At 68.6% G+C, this 18,008-nt stretch carries 15 protein-coding genes; 9 read left to right on the forward strand and 6 right to left on the reverse strand.

From position 1 onward, the window contains the following. Nucleotides 1-272: 272 nt before the first annotated feature. From nrdR to ACXJJ3_RS36950, 8 genes are all read left to right on the forward strand, one after another. The gene (gene nrdR, locus ACXJJ3_RS36915; RefSeq protein ID WP_458166558.1) at nucleotides 273-761 is read left to right on the forward strand and encodes a transcriptional regulator NrdR; all 489 of its coding nucleotides are present in this window, start codon (nucleotides 273-275) and stop codon (nucleotides 759-761) included. A 96-nt stretch (nucleotides 762-857) separates the two neighbouring features. Further along, entirely contained in the window at nucleotides 858-3,764 is a 2,907-nt protein-coding gene (locus ACXJJ3_RS36920; RefSeq protein ID WP_458166559.1) for a vitamin B12-dependent ribonucleotide reductase, read from the forward strand. A 435-nt stretch (nucleotides 3,765-4,199) separates the two neighbouring features. Further along, nucleotides 4,200-4,829 (forward strand): hypothetical protein, encoded by a 630-nt coding sequence (locus ACXJJ3_RS36925; protein ID WP_458166560.1) that lies wholly within the window; start codon nucleotides 4,200-4,202, stop codon nucleotides 4,827-4,829. 88 nt (nucleotides 4,830-4,917) lie between these two features. Beyond that, nucleotides 4,918-5,571 carry a Crp/Fnr family transcriptional regulator gene (locus tag ACXJJ3_RS36930; protein WP_458166561.1) on the forward strand — a complete coding sequence of 218 codons (654 nt, stop codon included), beginning with the start codon at nucleotides 4,918-4,920 and terminating at the stop codon, nucleotides 5,569-5,571. A 94-nt stretch (nucleotides 5,572-5,665) separates the two neighbouring features. After that, on the forward strand, nucleotides 5,666-6,499 hold the full coding sequence (locus tag ACXJJ3_RS36935; protein WP_458166562.1) for a hypothetical protein: 834 nt from the start codon (nucleotides 5,666-5,668) through the stop codon (nucleotides 6,497-6,499). Continuing rightward, entirely contained in the window at nucleotides 6,496-8,556 is a 2,061-nt protein-coding gene (locus ACXJJ3_RS36940) for a hypothetical protein (RefSeq protein ID WP_458166563.1), read from the forward strand. Before ACXJJ3_RS36935 ends, ACXJJ3_RS36940 begins: the two co-directional genes overlap by 4 nt. Beyond that, nucleotides 8,553-9,479: a hypothetical protein gene (locus tag ACXJJ3_RS36945; protein WP_458166564.1), complete on the forward strand. Its 927-nt coding sequence runs from the start codon at nucleotides 8,553-8,555 to the stop codon at nucleotides 9,477-9,479. The genes ACXJJ3_RS36940 and ACXJJ3_RS36945 overlap by 4 nt, the downstream gene beginning before the upstream one ends. 247 nt (nucleotides 9,480-9,726) lie before the next feature. Continuing rightward, the gene (locus ACXJJ3_RS36950; RefSeq protein ID WP_458171988.1) at nucleotides 9,727-10,584 is read left to right on the forward strand and encodes a hypothetical protein; all 858 of its coding nucleotides are present in this window, start codon (nucleotides 9,727-9,729) and stop codon (nucleotides 10,582-10,584) included. Nucleotides 10,585-10,643: 59 nt separating this feature from the next. Here ACXJJ3_RS36950 and ACXJJ3_RS36955 read toward each other — a convergent pair whose 3' ends face one another. Continuing rightward, nucleotides 10,644-10,937, reverse strand: coding sequence for a hypothetical protein (locus ACXJJ3_RS36955; RefSeq protein ID WP_458166565.1), 294 nt, complete (start codon nucleotides 10,935-10,937; stop codon nucleotides 10,644-10,646). Nucleotides 10,938-11,077: 140 nt separating this feature from the next. On the opposite strand from ACXJJ3_RS36955, the gene ACXJJ3_RS36960 reads away from it, so the two are divergent. Further along, on the forward strand, nucleotides 11,078-11,416 hold the full coding sequence (locus ACXJJ3_RS36960; protein ID WP_458166566.1) for a helix-turn-helix domain-containing protein: 339 nt from the start codon (nucleotides 11,078-11,080) through the stop codon (nucleotides 11,414-11,416). On the opposite strand, the gene ACXJJ3_RS36965 is transcribed toward ACXJJ3_RS36960, so the two are convergent. The 5 genes from ACXJJ3_RS36965 to ACXJJ3_RS36985 form a co-directional block, all read right to left on the reverse strand. Then, entirely contained in the window at nucleotides 11,417-12,067 is a 651-nt protein-coding gene (locus ACXJJ3_RS36965) for a hypothetical protein (protein ID WP_458166567.1), read from the reverse strand. Nucleotides 12,068-12,284: 217 nt separating this feature from the next. Then, on the reverse strand, nucleotides 12,285-15,395 hold the full coding sequence (locus ACXJJ3_RS36970) for a chromosome segregation ATPase (RefSeq protein ID WP_458166569.1): 3,111 nt from the start codon (nucleotides 15,393-15,395) through the stop codon (nucleotides 12,285-12,287). After that, nucleotides 15,392-16,048 carry a hypothetical protein gene (locus ACXJJ3_RS36975; protein ID WP_458166570.1) on the reverse strand — a complete coding sequence of 219 codons (657 nt, stop codon included), beginning with the start codon at nucleotides 16,046-16,048 and terminating at the stop codon, nucleotides 15,392-15,394. Before ACXJJ3_RS36975 ends, ACXJJ3_RS36970 begins: the two co-directional genes overlap by 4 nt. After that, a complete protein-coding gene (locus ACXJJ3_RS36980; RefSeq protein ID WP_458166571.1) occupies nucleotides 16,041-16,595 on the reverse strand; it encodes a hypothetical protein in 555 nt (184 codons plus the stop codon). Before ACXJJ3_RS36980 ends, ACXJJ3_RS36975 begins: the two co-directional genes overlap by 8 nt. Further along, a complete protein-coding gene (locus tag ACXJJ3_RS36985) occupies nucleotides 16,592-17,782 on the reverse strand; it encodes a hypothetical protein (RefSeq protein WP_458166572.1) in 1,191 nt (396 codons plus the stop codon). The genes ACXJJ3_RS36980 and ACXJJ3_RS36985 overlap by 4 nt, the downstream gene beginning before the upstream one ends. Nucleotides 17,783-18,008 lie beyond the last annotated feature (226 nt).

Genomic DNA, 18,008 nt, shown 5'->3' on the forward strand with positions numbered 1-18,008 from the left:
CGGGCCGTAGTTTGCGCCTCGAAACGGCCCTCGTGGTGGCGCCACGCGGGAGTACACGGGGCCGCGCGGGTGTTGAAACCTCAGACACGCGCGGGCAATCGGAGCGTGCTTGCAAACTGTCGGAGCAGGGATCTAGGATCCCTAGATGTAGTGGTTACACGGGTGTAATTTTCCACAGGTAGTGGTCAGTTGCCCACAGGTTCTACACAGGTTGTCCCCAGGCTGATCCACATGCCATCCCCAGGATGGCTCACGGGAGGAAGTGATCCGTCGTGCACTGTCCGTATTGCAGGCATGCCGACTCCCGGGTGGTCGACAGCCGGGTGGCCGAGGACGGCGGAGCGATCCGCCGCCGGCGGCAGTGCCCGGTCTGCGAGAAGCGGTTCACCACCGTCGAGCAGATGCAGCTCACGGTCGTGAAGCGCTCCGGCGCGACCGAGCCGTTCAGCCGCGAGAAGGTCATCAACGGGGTCGGCAAGGCGTGCAAGGGCCGGCCGGTGAACGCCGATCAGCTCGCGCGGCTCGGCCAGAAGGTCGAGGACGCGCTCAAGGGCGGCGGCTCGCCGGAGGTTCCCGCGCACGAGGTCGGACTCGCGATCCTCGGGCCGCTACGGGAGCTCGACGAGGTCGCGTACCTGCGGTTCGCCAGCGTGTACCGGCAGTTCGCGTCGGCCGACGACTTCGAGACCGAGATCGCGTTGCTGCGGGCCGAGAAGGAGCCGCAGGGCACCGAGCCGCCACAGCCGGCTCAACAGACATAAACCGGGGGAACGGAAGTAGTTCCAGGTAACACCCAGCAACACCCAACGGGGCGGTCCCGACAGACCGCGGTAGCAGACACAGGGCGAGGAGCAACCATGACAGAGACGGTGACCGGCCACTCGGGGTCGACCAAGCGGTCGGCGGCCGGGTTCCGCGGGCGGAAGAACGCGCCCACGGGACTCACCATCGAGCGCGTCTTCAGCACCGAGGGCATCCACCCGTACGACGAGGTGACGTGGGAGCGTCGCGACGTGGTACAGCAGAACTGGAAGACCGGTGAGACGGTCTTCGAGCAGCGCGGGGTCGAGTTCCCCGACTTCTGGAGTGTGAACGCCTCGACGATCGTCACCACGAAGTACTTCCGCGGCGCGCTCGCGCACAACAACCGCGAGTCGAGCCTCAAGCAGCTCCTCGACCGGGTCGTGAAGACGTACCGCAAGGCCGGTGAGGAGCACGGCTACTTCACCTCGCCGCAGGACGCCGAGGTGTTCGAGCAGGAGCTCACCTGGCTGCTGCTGCACCAGTACTTCAGCTTCAACTCGCCGGTCTGGTTCAACGTCGGTACGACCTCGCCGCAGCAGGTGTCGGCCTGCTTCATCCTCGCCGTGGACGACTCGATGGAGTCGATCCTGAACTGGTACAAGGAAGAGGGCCTGATCTTCAAGGGCGGCTCCGGCGCCGGCCTGAACCTGTCCCGGATCCGCTCCTCGAAGGAACTGCTCCAGTCCTCCGGTGGTACCGCGTCCGGCCCGGTCAGCTTCATGCGCGGCGCGGACGCGTCGGCCGGCACGATCAAGTCCGGCGGCGCCACCCGGCGGGCCGCGAAGATGGTCGTGCTGGACGTCGACCACCCCGACATCGAGGAGTTCGTCGACACCAAGATGCGCGAGGAGGAGAAGATCCGCATCCTCCGCGACGCGGGCTTCGACATGGACCTCGGCGGTCGCGACATCACCTCCGTGCAGTACCAGAACGCGAACAACTCGGTCCGGGTCTCGGACGAGTTCATGCGTGCGGTGGAGGAGAAGGGCGACTTCGGGCTGCGCGCGCGGCTGGACAACTCGGTGATCGAGACCGTCGACGCCCGCGAGCTGTTCGACAAGATCTCCCAGGCCGCCTGGGCCTGCGCCGACCCGGGCCTGCAGTACGACGACACCATCAACGACTGGCACACGACCCCGGAGACGGGCCGGATCACCGCGTCCAACCCGTGCTCGGAGTACATGCACCTGGACAACTCGTCCTGCAACCTGGCCTCGCTGAACCTGATGAAGTTCCTCCGCGACGACGACCTCTTCGACTCGGAGAAGTTCGTCAAGGCGGTCGAGCTGATCATCACCGCGATGGACATCTCGATCTGCTTCGCGGACTTCCCGACCGAGGCGATCGGCGTCACCACCCGCGCGTACCGGCAGCTCGGCATCGGGTACGCGAACCTCGGCGCGCTGCTGATGGCGACCGGGCACGCGTACGACTCCGACGGTGGTCGCGCACTGGCGGGCGCTATCACCTCGCTGATGACCGGTACGTCGTACAAGCGGTCCGCCGAGCTGGCCGGCATCGTCGGCGCGTACGACGGCTTCGAGCGGAACAAGGACGCGCACACCCGGGTGATGCGCAAGCACGCCGCGGCCAACGACGCGATCCGCACCATCCACGAGATCGACAAGGACGTCCAGCAGCACGCCACCGCGGCGTGGGAGGGCGTGCTGAAGGTCGGCGCCAAGAACGGCTGGCGGAACGCGCAGGCCTCGGTGCTCGCGCCGACCGGCACCATCGGCTTCATGATGGACTGCGACACCACCGGCATCGAGCCGGACTTCTCGCTGGTCAAGTTCAAGAAGCTGGTCGGCGGCGGCTCGATGCAGATCGTGAACACCACGGTCCCGCGGGCGCTGCGCAAGTACGGCTACACCGAGGAGACCATCGAGGCGATCGTCGAGTACATCTCGGAGAACGGCCACGTCGTCGACGCCCCGGGCCTGAAGCCGGAGCACTACGAGATCTTCGACACCGCGATGGGCGAGCGGGCCATCAAGCCGATGGGCCACGTCCGGATGATGGCGGCCGCGCAGCCGTTCCTGTCCGGCGCGATCTCGAAGACGGTGAACCTGCCGGAGACCGCGACGGTCGAGGAGATCGCCGACGTCTACTTCCAGGGCTGGAAGCTCGGCCTGAAGGCACTCGCGGTGTACCGCGACAACTGCAAGGTCGGCCAGCCGCTGGCGGACGCGAAGGCGAAGAAGGCGGCCTCGGCGGAGGCGGTTGCGGCCGAGGCGGCCGTCGCCGAGAAGATCGTCGAGAAGATCATCGAGTACCGGCCGACCCGCAAGCGCCTGCCGAAGTCGCGGCCGTCGCGGACCACGTCGTTCACCGTCGGTGGCGCCGAGGGCTACATGACCGCCGGCTCGTACCCGGACGACGGTCTGGGCGAGGTCTTCCTGAAGATGGGCAAGCAGGGCTCGACCCTCGCGGGCGTGATGGACGCGTTCTCGATCGCGATCTCGATCGCACTGCAGCACGGCGTGCCGCTGGAGACGTACGTCCAGAAGTTCACCAACCTGAAGTTCGAGCCGGCCGGTCTGACCGACGACCCGGACGTCCGGATGGCGCAGTCGATCATGGACTACATCTTCCGCCGCCTGGCCCTGGACTACCTGCCGTTCGACGACCGGGCCGCGCTCGGCATCTACTCGGCGGAGGAGCGGTCCCGGCAGCTCGACACCGGCTCGTACGAGCTGGCACCGGTCGAGGTCTCCGAGCCCGAGTCCCTGAAGACGGTCGAGCCGGCCGCCGACGCCGCCGAGACGGTCGAGAAGCCCGCCGACGCGGCCGCCGCCAAGCCGATCAAGGGCGAGGCCCACACCACCGCCGAAATGCTGGAGCTCATCACCGGCACCTCGGTCGACGCCCCGCTCTGCTTCACCTGCGGCACCAAGATGCGCCCCAGCGGCTCCTGCTACGTCTGCGAAGGCTGCGGCAGCACCTCCGGCTGCAGCTGACCAGCCACCAGTAGCTGACAGCACTACGGCCCCCGGGAACTTCCCACTTCCCCCGGGGGCCGCGGTGCGTCTAGCGCCCGATCCGAGTCCGCCGCCGGTCCTGCGCCGGACTCGGCCAGCGGATCAGCAGAAGATCCAAGTACTCGACGCCAAGCCTCTCCACGCTCCGTTCGTCGGCGAGGTTCCGAGACCGATCCGTGGCATCGCGGTTCTGTGACTCAGTGTGACTGTCGGCGTCTGGCTCATCCGTGTCCTCCTTCGGCGTACGCGGCCCTGCCGCCCTAGGCCGATCACGGTCCGCACCCACGCTTGCGGCCGTACGCCGTACGGCCGTCTCAGCACCGCGATACCCCCGCGCGAAGTGTCGGAGGTGTGGTTCATGATGGGTTCCGCGGGTCGTGAGGATTTGCTGAAAAGCGTTGGAGGGGTGGGCTTATGAAGAACCGGCTGATCACTCTGGTGGACCTCGGTCTGGACAGTTCGTTCGACGCGTCGATGACCTTCGTGCAGGGCATCACCGGCAACATCAACGCCGGCTGGGACCGCCCGTACCTCGACGTGAACTTCGTCCGCACCCGGGACCACGAGACCGCGTTCTCAGCCCTCACCACCCCCTCGACGGTCCTCCACGTGATGGCACACGGTGACCACAGCGAGGAGCCCTCCTTCCTCTCCACCGACGGCGAGACCCAGGTCTCGCTCAAATCCCTGGCCGACTGGTTCCTCGACCACCAGTGGGGCATCGCCAGCGGCGTCGTGATCGCCGACGGCTGCAAGACCGGCATCGGCAAATGGCAACGCGCCATCCGCGACTGCATCCAGGACGACATCACCTACATCGGCACCAGCACCGTCATCGGCTGGTACGAAGCCACCGTCTTCTGCTCCGCCTTCTACGGCGCCCTGGTCCGCAACCGCGGCCTCGGCCGCACCCCCGCCGAACAAGGCTGGGACGCCGCCAACCGAGCCATCCGAGCCTACGAAACCCTCACCGACAAACCCTGCCCTTACAAACCCGTAGTCCTCACCCCCTCCCGCCAAGCCCTCCGCTCGCTCACCGGCTGACCCGACACGCACCACTCCACCACGGTGGGTGCTGCGTGCGAAACTTTCTGTGGTCCCAGCGGCGGGTGGAACACGGGGTGTGGTCGGTTTGGATTCGCTGCAGACGTTCCAGGACCTGATCGGACCTGCCGCATGGCAGAGGCTGCTGGCTGAGGGGACGTTGCGCAGCTACCGTCCGGGGCAGACGATCCTGCGCCAGGGCGACCCGGGAGGATTCCTGTTCGCCCTCGAGTACGGGCGCGTGAAACTACTCGCCAGCGCTGAGGACGGAGCGCAACTGCTGCTGACGATCCGCGGCGCCGGCCAACTGCTCGGCGAGCTGGCCGGTGGAAAAGGCCGACGGACAGCGACGGTCGAGGCGCTGGACCGGTGTACCGCGTGCTATGTGCCGACTGCACGGTTCGAGCGCTTCGTCGCCAAGAACGGTCTTGCCGCCGAGTTCCACCAGTACGTCGTCGGCAAGTTCGATCAGGCTGTGTCCCGGCAGGTCGACCTCGCCCATCGTTCTGCGCTCCGCCGGATCGCTCGGCTGCTCCACGACACAGCCGTGCTCGCGCCTGCAACTGCGACGAACCCGCTGCGGGTGCCGTTCACCCAGGAGGAGCTCGCGGCGGCGCTGGGCCTGGCCCGCAGCACGGTCGCGGACCAACTTACGGTGCTCCGGACATCCGGTGCGCTAGCGCCGGGCCCGCACTTGATCGTGGCCGATCTGGGGCTTCTCGCGGAGGCGTTCCGGATCTGAGGCACGTGTCACCCGCGGACTGTCCGATTCCGGACAAACCGCGTGGCCGATCTCGCGGACGCTGTGTGGACCGTCCCTTACCGAGGAGGCCACGATGAGCACCCCGATGGATCCGCGCTACTCCGGCGCGTCCGCGCTCCCGCCGTACCGCGCGCTGCTGGTCGTCGACATGAAGGACTACAGCGGCAACCCCAGCCGGTACCAGACCGAACTCACTCGGCTGATCCCCGAGATCATGGAGGCGGCGTTCGACCGGGCAGGGTTGGCGCGGGCGTGGTCGTCCAAGACCGCGCACAGTACGACGGGCGACGGCTACGCGCTGATCCTCCCGCCGGAGCTGCTCCCGCATCTGCTGAATCCGTACCTGACCGCGCTCCAGGAGGAACTCGAGTGCCGCAACCGCAGCCGTCCGTACGGCTGGAACGGCCCGATCCGGTTCCGGGTCAGCATCAACGTCGGCCCGGTCGTGGACTCCGGCGAGAACCTTCTGGGCGACGGCAGCGGCGCCGAACGTGTGACACTTCACCGCCTCCTCGACAGCGACCCTGTACGCCACCTGCTGAACGGCTCCGACCCCGACGTCACCCAGGTGGCAGCGATCGTGTCCCGGCGGGTGTACGAGGACGCGGTCCTGTCCGGGCTCGCCGACGAGCCTGAGTCGCTGTACGTCGAAGCCGGCGTCGAGGTAAAGACCTACCAAGGCCAGGCATATCTCCGCGTCCCCAAGCCGTCCGCGGGTCTACTGATCAACGGGTTCCTCGACAGCCCGCGCCCGCAGAACCCAGGAGCGGTAGGCGTGGCGCCTGCGAATCCTTCGCCGGGAATCGGTCTGCAGATCAACGGTGCCACAGGTCCGATCCACACCGGTGCCGGGGCACAGTACAACGCACCGCAATACACGACCGATCCGCACGGATACCAGCGATGACACCTACCCTCGAAGCAGCTGGAGCGGAGCCGCAGACTTCCGACCACCAACCGATTGCCTCCCCCGGGCCGCTAGATGACGGCGCCAATCCGGATGCGAAGGCTACAACTGAGATCAACAACAGCAGCGGACCCGTCCACGCGGGTAGTGGAAGCCAACTGAACGACATCAAGTACCTGTTCAACCGGCCGCGCGAAGCCCGCACGACGGCAGTCAGCCCGGTCGAGTTGCGCAAGCTACGGAGCTACTTCGTGCCGCCGCCGAACTTCAGCCGGGCGGCGGAGGTACTCGCCCAACCGGAAGGTTTGGTGATCCTCAACGGAGTGCCGGACAGCGGTCGACGGACCGCTGGGTTGATGCTGCTCTCCGACGGCATCCCGCCCGACAGCACGGTGCGGTTCATCCCACCAGAACTGGAGTTGCACGCCACGCAGGCTGAGCGCCGGATGTTCGCAGGAAAGGACGTCCGCGACGGAGACCGGCTGTTGCTTGATCTGTCCGAAGTCGATGCTGACTCGTTCCGTGAACAGCAGGCCTGCATTCATGACCTGCAGGCTGCCCTCCTGGCGTGCAAGGCCAAGCTCGTTGCTATTCTCCCGCACTTGCCCGGCGAGCAGTTGCAACCCGATTTCGTGCCCTACCGAGTCGACATCGGCAGGCCTGCGATGTCCACGGTCTTGCAGCGGCAGCTCAGCACTCACGGAATCCGAGTCCGCAGTTCCTTCCGCCAGGACAAGGCTTTCGCGTCGGCAACCATGTCTGCACTTGTCCAGGTCGTCTATCAGGTCCGTGACGCGTACCTGGAACATCCGGACACGGACGCCGATGTGCTGCTTGGGGAAGTTCTCGACTCTGGTGAGCGTCGGGCGGAGGGCGCCAGGAAGGCGTATCAATCAACCAAGGACCAGCATGCCCGCGCTCTGCTGATCGCAGTGGCGCTGCTCCATGGTCAATCGACACGCGCGATCTTCGTTGCGCAGCATCGCCTCTTGGAGCTGTTGCGAACGGCGGATGATGATCGGACTCACCCGCTGGACCTGTCCGGTGTGGAGAAGTCCCTGGCCGAGCTCGCTGTGGAGCTTTCTGTGACATCGGACCAGCGCATCGCCTTCGCTGACCAGGCGGTTGCGACCGAGGTACTCCGATGCTTCTGGGACGAGATGCCGTGGCTGCGTGACCCGCTGGGCGAGTGGCTCGGAGAGCTGGCCGGCGCGGGCATTGTCGACAGGTTCGAGCTCAGCGAGATAGCGCAGAGGTTCGGCGAACATTGCCGGCGTACCCGACAGGCTGATCTGGCGCTGCATTTGGTCGAGCAATGGTCCAGTGACCGGCAGTCGCCAGTTCGGTTGGCTGCATATGCGCTGCTGGCGGATCTGCTCGTCGATGATCAGACTGATTCCCTGGCGCGGCAGACGCTCTATGCCTGGGCGAGGGATCTGAACCTCTCGGGTGGACGTGCCGCAATCGTGATCGCGGCCTGCGTGAACATCTTGGCTCACGGCTACCTGGACCAAGCGGTCGTCCGGTTGTCGTGGCTCACCAAGCACTCGGAACGCGAGGTCCATTACGCGGCGAGGGACGGCCTCACTCGGCTGGCCGAGGATCCTGCCACTCGCTTGCAGGTGATCGACATGTTGCTCGAACCGTGGCGCTTCGCGCCTGCCAACTTCGCGGCAGCGGCCGCACCGATGGGCATGTTGCTGTTTGTCGGTGATGAAGCTGCTGAACGGGTTGTCGAAGGATGGCAGCGAGCCGTAAGCGAGACGGAACCGCACCGCAGAGAGTTTCTCCTTCGGCCCTGGCTCGAGGCCCATGAGGAGTGTTTGGCACAGGAGCGCGAGCAAGACGCCAATCGCTTGCTGCAGATGCTTGCCGCGATCTGTGGACGCCAACGGGAGCTGCTCGATGCCGCGGCCGACAGCATGCTTTCGTGGCTGAACATGCGCAGCGACGACCCAGTCCGCCAGCGAACTGCGCGAGCTGTCAGCGAACTCGTCAAGCGCGAGAGGCGATCGTCAGGGTCCACCAGACCGACTGGCTTGGAGGCAGGAGCATGACTGCGAATCGCAGGCTCGCGTACTCGGTTGCCCTTGGGCTTCCGACGGCAGCGCTGCTGGTGTGGATGATCGTTTTGCTGGGCTGGGCCGGTGTGCTTCTGTCGGTGGCGACGGGTGTCGGCGCGTTCGTGGCGTACCGTCGACTGGCTGGTCGATCGGCGGGATCAGATCGCGCAGAAACGTCATCGCTGGCAACGAGCGGCCTGCCAACGGCCGACGAGACGGTGTTCCTGGATCTGGCAGCGACGGTCCACTGGACGGCGGCCAGGCCAGAGTCGTATCACGTCGACGTGGCTCGTGCCTTTGTCCTGCGTCGCGCTCGCGAGGTGACGAGCAAGTGTCATCCGGCGCAGTACTCGCTCGCGCAGCACGAGCTAGCGGCAGCTATCGGTCGGCCCCAGCCTGTGGAGGACTTAGAGGTGTGGGCGACCGAGGTTCGGTTCGATCTTCCGCAGGCTGTCCAGCAGCACCTGGCGCAGATGGACGAGGCGCACCGAGCCGGGTTGCTGTGGGAAGTCAGCGCCCTGAACCAGCGCAGGATCCGGGACCATCTCAGGAACGACGCGTTGCGGACTCCCGCCTCGGCGATTGTCTGGTGGCTTGCGCAGAATGAGGGTTCGGTTCAGCGGGCCGTCGAGCTCGCCGATGTCCTGGCCAAGCTGTCGCAGCTGGCAACCGGACAGGACCAGCCGGACGGAACGACTGATGTCCAGGCGATGGTCGATGCGATCCAGAGACTTGAGGACACAGCGCGCCGACCGGCAGCGCACGACCTCGCGGAGGCGTTTGATCAGGCAGGCCTGGCCGAAGTGGCGACATCGCTGCGAGAGCGATACGGCCTGCCCACCTTGCGATCTGTCGTCGATCTTCCAGCATCCTCGGACGGAGAGGCCGAATCTTTCGGGCTCGCCGGCGAGGGTTGACACCTGCCATGGAGGATCGGGCGAGCGACACGCGGTCGGCGACTACCAAGCGTTAGCCGTGTGAGACTTTTTGGTGGGCTCGTTGCGGGGAGGGGTCTGTTGTTCGGTTGTGTGGACTTCCGCCTGCGGTGAGGGAACGGCACGTATGAAGCTTCATCGGGATTCGCTCCTGGCGGCGGCTGGGGTTGTGGTGGTTTTGTATGTGGTTTCGCTGGTGGTGGGGTTGCCGGCGTGGGCCGCGGTGGTTATGAGCGTGGTGTTGTTGGTGCTGCTGGCCGTGGTGTGGAAGCAGCCGGAGCAGCCTCGGCCGGTGGTGGCTCAGGCGGCGCCTTCCGTGGTGGTGCGGGAGCCGGAGCCGGTGTTTTCGGGGCCGCCGTCGCGGACGGTGGCGGATGTCCGGTTGCCGTCGGCTTCGCCGGACTTTCAGTTCAGTTTCTCGGCGGTGGTGCAGTGGTCGACCGTGTTGTCGGGGTCGCGGCATGCGGATCTCGGGGCGGTGGCTGTTGATGCGTTGCTCGATCGGGCGCGGTCGTTGACGGCGCGGCAGCAGGTGACCGAGGAGTCGCTGAACCAGCATCGGCTGGCGGCGTTGCTGGGGGAGCCGGCGCTGGACGAAAAGGGGCAGGTGCGGAGCTGGGCGACCGAGGTGCGGCTGCGGTTGCCGGATGCGGATCAGAAGCATCTGCAGCACCTTGCCGCGCTGCATCGTCGTGAGCAGACCACGCTGATCGAACGGCGGATGGAGCAGGACAAGCGTGCCTACCTGAAGGACGACGTCTTCGCGACGCCCGGGTCGGCGGCCGTGTGGTGGCTGGTGAATCATCCGGGTGAGGTCGAGACCGCGCTCGGGCTGCTCGACACGCTGGCGGAACTGTCGGCCGCGGCGAACGACCTCCCGGGGCGGCGAACCACCGCCGAGGAGATCGAACGCCCGCGGCCGACCCGTGCCGAACTCGCCTTCAGCACGGCGGTCGAAGAACTGACCGGGGCGGCGTCGACCGTGGCAGATCCGAACGGCGCCACGGCGAGCCCGACAACCCCGGCGGCGGAGTCGCACCAGCGCCCGGTGCCGAAGAAGTACCGGGAGCAGTTCTTCACCGAGTAGGCCGGCGAGACGGGCAGTCAGCAGGGTTGGCCCGGCCCGCCGGCGATCGATACGCATGGCTACTCGTCCAGCCAGCGGATCGTGGTCCGGCCGTTGTGGCCGTGAACGGACAGCAGCGCGTCGATCCCGTCCTGCCAGACGGTCGTGGTCGGGTAGCACCCGCCCCAGCGCAGCGCGACCGTCCCGTCGCTCCACAGCACGCCCTCCGCGACAACGCCCGTACCGCTCACACCGGACACGTCCTCGTGCCGGAACAGCTGGAAGCAGCGCGGGCCGGAACGGTTCGCGATGCGCAGGTGACGCTGCTGTGCGGTGCGCAGCAGCGTCGCGGTTCGTCCGCTGGTCTCGTCCATGACCCAAGTCAACGGCCGGCGGGCTGTCCGCACCAGGAACTCGACCGGTATCCACAGCGCACAAATTCGGCCCACCGACGGTCACCGAATCGCCATATTCTCATTGCACGGAGTAATCGACCTGCAAGGGAGCTGGACGGATGACGATCATCGACGAGTGGACGGGCCGGCACGCCCACGCCCTGCGTACGGCGCTGCGGCTGACCAACGAAGCGTTCGCCGAGCGACTAGGCATCTCGCCCCGGACGCTGACCAAATGGCGGGAGAGACCCGAGTCGGTGCCGAGCCCGCTGCTCCAAGAGGCCCTCGACACCTACCTCAACCAGGCGCCGCCCGACGCGCACGTCCGGTTCGCCGCCAACCTCGGTCTGGACGGCGGCCAGGTGCCGGTTGACAGCGCGGTGCTGACCCAGCTGAACACCACACTGGGCGACCTGACGCGCGCTCTGGCACGCCTGCAGCCCGGCGGGTCGGAGTGACTACTCCTCGGGCGCGATACCGACCAGCGCAGCCGCGGCGCAGATGTGGACAGGGGTGAGGTCGGTGGGGGAGACGGGAGCCTGAAGCAGCGTGCCGCGTTCGTACGGCGTGAGCGTGATGTCGATGCCCGGGGCGCCGGCCACCATGCCGCGGACGTACGTGAGCCAGCCCATCATCGGGATGCCGCGCCGGAAGACGCCGGCCGCGGCGGCCAGTTCGGTGTCGGCGATGCTCGCCCACTGGGGTTCCCAGATCGTCACGACTGCCCGCAGGACCTGCGCGAACCGCTCCGACTGCAGGAGCGCGTCGTCGTCGCTCCAATGCAGCGTCAGCTGGTCGGAGACGGTCGTCATCGTGCCGCCCATGGACAGGTCGAACAGCCACGGCAGCTCGCCCGTGCTCTGCAGATGCAGCCGGGTCGTACTCGTACCGTTCGCCAGGACCTTCGTCGTGGCCTCGACCATCTCCTGCAGCGGGGTGGAGCCGTCCGCCTCGAGGACGTGGTACCCCCAGCGCTCGTCCTGGGTCCAGTTGTGGACGTCGGGGAACGCGACGGCGACCGCGGTCAGCGTCCGGCCGACGCGGAGCGCGCGGTGCTCGACGGTCTCGTCACGGTGCGACCACTGGGCGCGGAGCAGCCAGGATGCCATTCACGCCCTCCGATCATGAAGCGGCCGTTTCGGCGGGGATGCTGGCGACGGTACGCCGTCATACGACCGCTTGACCAGAGCTCCGTGCACTCGCTGCGCGCGGGTACGGCGGCTCTCCGGAAAAGTCACCGGACCATACTGCTGTACCCGGAGGTCCGCGGTCTGCATCGGGGTCCTCTTTTGGTAACCACGTGTCGAAATCTGGACAAGTGTCAAGCTACGTCAGGGTCGGCGAGGCCAGCTCCAGGGTCGGGGTGGAGCCGCGGTACGACGACATCCACTCGCGGAGCAACTCGACCCGGGCCGAGTTCTCCTCGTTGCCCTTCACGACCGGAGCCTGGTTGTACGGCATGGTGTCCGAGCTGCGCCGGAGCTTCACGTACAGCCGGGACGAGGCGAGGGCGTACCGCTCCATGTCGTCCTGCAGCGCGCCGATGACCGTGATGTTCCGGTCGCGGCCGATCTGCTCGAACAGCGCCACCGCCTCCCGCCGGTGCTGGGAGCCGAGGTTGCGGCCGAGCTCGTCGAGGATCAGCAGCAACGGACGGTCCGACCCGCCCGCGAGCGCCGCCGCGCACACGAGCTTCACCGCCTTCTCGTCCATCTGGGCGGTGTTGCCCTTCACGTTGAACGCGGAGAACGGCCCGCCCTCCGAACGCCGCCACTTCGGCGTCACCGTCCAGCGCCAGGGCTTGTCCGGCTCGGCCGGCGGGTCCGGCTCCGGGAACTCGAGCTTCGCGCCGTACCCGCCGTACTGCTGGTCGAGGCGGTCGAACTCCTGGGACACCAGCCGGAGACGGGCCTTGATGCCGTCGGCGAGCGACGTGCGGTGTGCGCGAGCCGTGCTCTCCGCCTCGTCGAGGCCCTCGCGGGCGCGTTCGAGGGCGGCGTTCCGCTCGGCGCGCTGGCTGGCGATCTGCTGTTGCTGCAGGCTGTCGAACGTCTCGTGCTGCGCCAGGTGGCTGCTCAGCGTGCGCTGCAGCGCCGGGACCAGGCCGACGCGGTCGCCGAGCGTTCCGTTCGTCCAGCCGTCCGGGCCGTTCAGGATCTCCCACAGCTCGGCCGGGATCTCCTCGCGGGAGCGCGCGTTCGGGAAGCAGCGGCGGATGACGTCGTCGAGCTGCGTACAGGCCTGGTGGTTCCAGTCGGCGGTCGTCCGTCGCTGAGCGTCGTCGGGCTGTGCGAGCAGGAACTCCTCGGCCTCCTCGGGGGTGCCGCCCCAGGCCGTCGTCCGGGTGGTGAGGTCGAGCGCGCTCTGCTCCTCACGCAACGCGAGCCGCCGGCCGGTCAGTTCGTCGAGGATCCGGTCGTGGTCGCGGCGGGTGGCCTCGAGGTTCTTCAGCCGTTCGTCGCGGACGAGTTGCTGCCCGGCCGCGGTCTCCGCGGACTCCTTCGCTGCCTGCAGCCGCGGGGCGAGCGAGTCCCGGTCGGTCTCGTGCCGGTCGACGGTCTCGCGCAGCGCGAGGATCTGCTCCTGCACCGACTCCGCATCGGCGAGCGCCCGAGCGGCCGCCGTCCGGCGCTCCGCCTGGTCGACACGCGCCCGCGCCTGCTCCAGCGCGGCGGAGGCTTGGGCTCGGGCCTCGACCGCGGCCTCCACACGGCGGCGGGCTGCCTCGATCCGTGCGGTCCGGCCGGTGATCGGCTCGTCGAACTGCCCGACCGCGACCACACCGGCCACGTCGTCGATGTTGTCCTTGGTCGCCCGCTCGCCGATCGCCGCGAAGAACGCGTCCAGCACGAACCGCTTGTCCGCCGACTTCGGCCCGCGCTTGCTGGACGCCGTGGTGCCCGGCCGGTTCGCCAGCACCAGCAGGAAGCCGGAGTACCCAGCGTCGGCGAGCGCGGTCGCGGCCACGGTCGCGTCGCCGGAGTCGATGACGACGGCCTCCCGGTACGGCGCCAGCCGCGGCTCCCACTCCGCACGGTCCGACGCGGGCAGCTCGGTGATGTCGGTGAGCGCGCCGCACTCGATCCCGGCGTTCTCCAGGACCTGTTGCTGCGGCGCCGACACCGTCTGACCGCTCTCCGCCTCGCGCAGCTCGGCTGTCGCGTGGCCGACCGCGGAACGCGCGGCGTGGTCGCGGCCGATGTGCTCCTCGAGTACGGCGCGGGCCTCGACCTGCTCCGCACCCGCCGCCGCCAGGTCTCGCCCGTCCGCGGAACGGCCCGCGTCCAGCAGCCGTCGGTGCTCCTGACCGAGCCGCTCCAGCTGCTCCCGCACCGACCGCTGCGCCAGGTCGAGCTCTCGGTCGCGGGCGTCCAGCTTGTCCCGCTCCTGACGGGTCAGCTGGACGTCGCGGAGCAGGTTCTCCTCGTTGCCGAACGCGTCGATCTCGGTCTCGATCGCTTCCTTGCGGGCCTCCTGCTCGGCGGCCCGCTCGTCCAGCGCCGCGACCTCCTGGAGGATCTCGGTGTTCCGCGCGGAGCCGTCGATGAGGTGCCGGGCGGACCGCGCCCGCCAGGACTCCTTCGCCGCGGCGAGCGCCTCGCGGGCCGCGGCCCGCTGCAGGATGCCGGCCTCGACGGTCGCCATCTCCTGCTCCCAGCGCTGCAGGTCGGTGGTCGCCTGCTTGGTCGCCTCGCGCTGGGTGTGCTCGGCGGAGCGGTGCGCCTGCTCCTGCTCGAGCTCGTGGTCCAGGCCGGTGAGCGTCGCGATCGCGTTGAAGATCCGCGCCGGGCCGAGCTCGTTGAGCGGCTCGGCCAGCAGGTTCGCGGTCGGGCTGGAGCGGACCGAGGTGGACAGGAACGAGACGCACCGGACCTGGCCGCCGTACAGCACCTGGGAGAGCTTGTTCGCGTGGAAGTCGGTGCGGCCGTTCGAATGCGGGAGGGCGGCCCAGAGCGCGTCGGCGCCCGCGGCGCGCTCGGCCTCGGTCGCGCCGTACGGGATGTGCAGGCCGTGTTTCCAGCGCAGGTCGATGTACGACGCCTTGCGGTTGATCCGGATCCACACCGTGACCGCGGCGGTCTCGATCTCGTCGAGGTCGGTCAGGTCCGGGTCGGAGAACACGCCGACGATGTACCCGCGGTCGACGTTCGACCAGTTGCCCTCCTGGCCGGCCGCCTCCGCAGTGAACAGCAGCTCGGCCGCGCCCGGCGCACCGCTGGTCAGTCGCCACTGGTCGTCCGCGTGCAGCAGGCTGAGCGCGGCGATCCACGACGACTTGCCGGCGCCGTTGGAGTCGGTGGGGCCCTGCCCGGCGACCGTGATCAGGCCGCGGCCGATCATCGGGATCGGGTGCGTGGACAGCCGGGACAGGTCGACGACCTGCACCCCGAGCAGCACCTTCGACCCGAGGATGTCGAACGGCCCGTCGTCACTCATGCTTCTTCTCCCACTTCGACAGGGACCCCGTGGCGGGCGCGGATGGCTTCGGCGATCGGGCTGGCCGGGGCAGCGGCGAGGATCAGCTGGTCCTGCAGGCGACGGCGAGCGGCCGGCGTCAGCCGCTGCAGCTGCGGACCCGGGATGTATGACGGACCGCCCGAGTGGTCGCCGGACAGCTGGATCAGCCCGGCCGCGCGCAGCCGTTGCAGCGAGAGCCGCCGCTCCTCGCCGCTGATCCGGGTCGTGCGCAGCTCGTCGACCGTGGTCGGCCGGGCGGACTTCCAGCTGTCGCCGGTCAGGATGCCCTCGCTGCGGGGAATCGCGACCGAGTGGATCAGCACGAGCACGAGCACCGCGCGGTCGATCACCGACAACGGCTGCCAGCCCTGCGCGGCGAGGCTGGCCGCGATGTCGTCGTCGAACCCGGCCGTCCAATGGGTGCCGTCGACGTGGACGAGTGTGCGGCCGATCAGCTTGAGCATCCGCTGCACCTGCCGGCGGAGTGTGACGTCGCGCAGACCGGCCAGCTGCACTTCGGCGACCGGGTGCGCGGCGAACTGCACGGCGCTGAACGCGGCCAGCACCTCGTCGCGGGACCGGTCGCTGAGGTCCTGCAACAGCGGGTCGAAGAGGGCGTGATGGTCAGTCACCCGGCACCTCCGCCGCAGGTGGATCGGGGAGATGACGGCACAGGTCGCGGAGCGTCGAGAGGTCGGCCGGGCTCCAGGTGACCACGCGCGGACCGAGGCGGACCTCGCCGGCTGCGTCGTTCCAGAGCAGCCAGTGCGTCGCGTGCAAGCGGCGCAGGCTGCCGATGATCAGGGTCATGTCGCTCGGCTGCTCGGCCCGGCCGCGCATCCCGGCGTACACCGACCGGACCTGCGCGATCGTGCCGGTCCCACCAGGCCACGGCGAGGCGCTGCGATCCGTCCAGCAGCAGGCGACGCAGATCGCCAGCAGGCGAGCGGTCTCGTTCGGCAGCTCGACCGGGACCGGGGGAGCGCCGAGCTCCTCCAGCACGCTGTGACCGGCGCCGGACGGGAGCGTCGGCACCAGCCAGACACCGTCCGGCGACGAGGCGCGCGTGAGACCTGCGACGGCGGGCGTGTCCGGGTCGACCTCGATCGGCCCGGCGGACTGTACTTTCGCCCACCAGAGCGCGTTGTACAGCCGGCGCTCCACGGCCTCGGTGCTCACGAGACCACCCGGCGGAACACGCCCTCGGTCACCCACGGCGTCCCGGCCTCCGGGTCGATCCGCATGCCGTCGGACCAGACCAGCTCGTACTCGAGCTCGTCGTGCAGGTGCGCCGCGGTCAGCTCGGCGAGCACGCGCCGGGCCGTGATCCAGTCGCCGGCGTCGTCCACGACCTCGACGATGTCGACCGATGCCCGTCCGGCCAGCACCCGCTCCGCCTCGCGGCGCAGGTCCTCGCGGTCCGTCGCGGCGGCCGATTCCGGGGCGTCCAGGTCGCTGGTCGGACGCGGCGGCGCCATCCGGGCCGTCCCGCTCCGGCGCCCGGTCTCCACCGCCTCGACCATCGTCTGCGCGGAGAAGTCCGGCGCGGCGGCGTCGAACAGCAGACCATCCAGTACGGCGGCCAGCGTCTCGGGCTCGCTGCTCCGGGTGAACGTCAGCCAGGTCTCGATCGGCAGCAGCCCCAGCGCCCGAGTCGTACCGGCCCGCTCGACCAGTCGGCCGGCCGCGAGCTGCACGGCGTCGGCGTACGCGGCGAGGGCCATGCGGAGCGACGTACAGTCCCGATGCAGTGTCGGCCAGCGGCCCAGGACCAGGCGGTGCACCTCCCCGGCCTGCTCGATCAGGCGCTCGTTGCCCCACGCGAGCTGGGCGTTCTCCCGCAGCTGCGCCGTCGTACTGGTCGAGACCAGGATCGCCAGCTCGTTGCCGAGCAGCCGGAACACCTTGGTCAGCCGCTCGACGGACGCCTTGCCGTCCTCGGCCGTCGCCTGTGGGTCGCTGACGCTGTGCGCCTCGAGAGTGAGCAGCTGATGCAGCTCCGCCTGACCGCCCTGGACGGACATCCGGCGCAGGAACATCAGCATCACGTACGGCGCGAACGCGGCGCGGTGGCGCAACTCGTTCGGCCGGTCGACGAGTTTGGTGATCGCGCCGTACTGCCTGAGCAGGTCGAACCGGCGGACGATCATGTCGTGCGGATACGCCCGGCAGGCGAGGGTGGCCTGCTCGACGGTCAGCCCGTCGCTGCCGGCCTCGGCGAACGCGTCCAGGATCGCCTGGTCGACGTCCAGCAGCTCGGGATCGACGATCATCGCGCCGGCCTCGCGGGCGAGCACGGCGAACACCTGACGGTAGACGCGCAGCACCGCGGCTTCGGCCTCGGCGTCGAGCAATGTCGCGTCCATCCGCACTCCCTCCCGTGAGAAAAGGACTCTAACCACCCGCACCGACAGACCAAAACTCGCCTGCCGGGCGCCTGTGGAAAACCGGATGACGGCGGGCATGCGGCTGCCTACGATCCGGAGTGTGATGAGAATCCTTGGCTGACGCGGTCGGGAAGGCCGCGTCAGCACCACGGCACCCACGGGTGTCGCCCCGCCGGAGCGGACCGTCGTGTCCCCGGCGCGCTTG

The sequence above is a fragment of the Kribbella sp. WER1 genome, assembly GCF_054189145.1.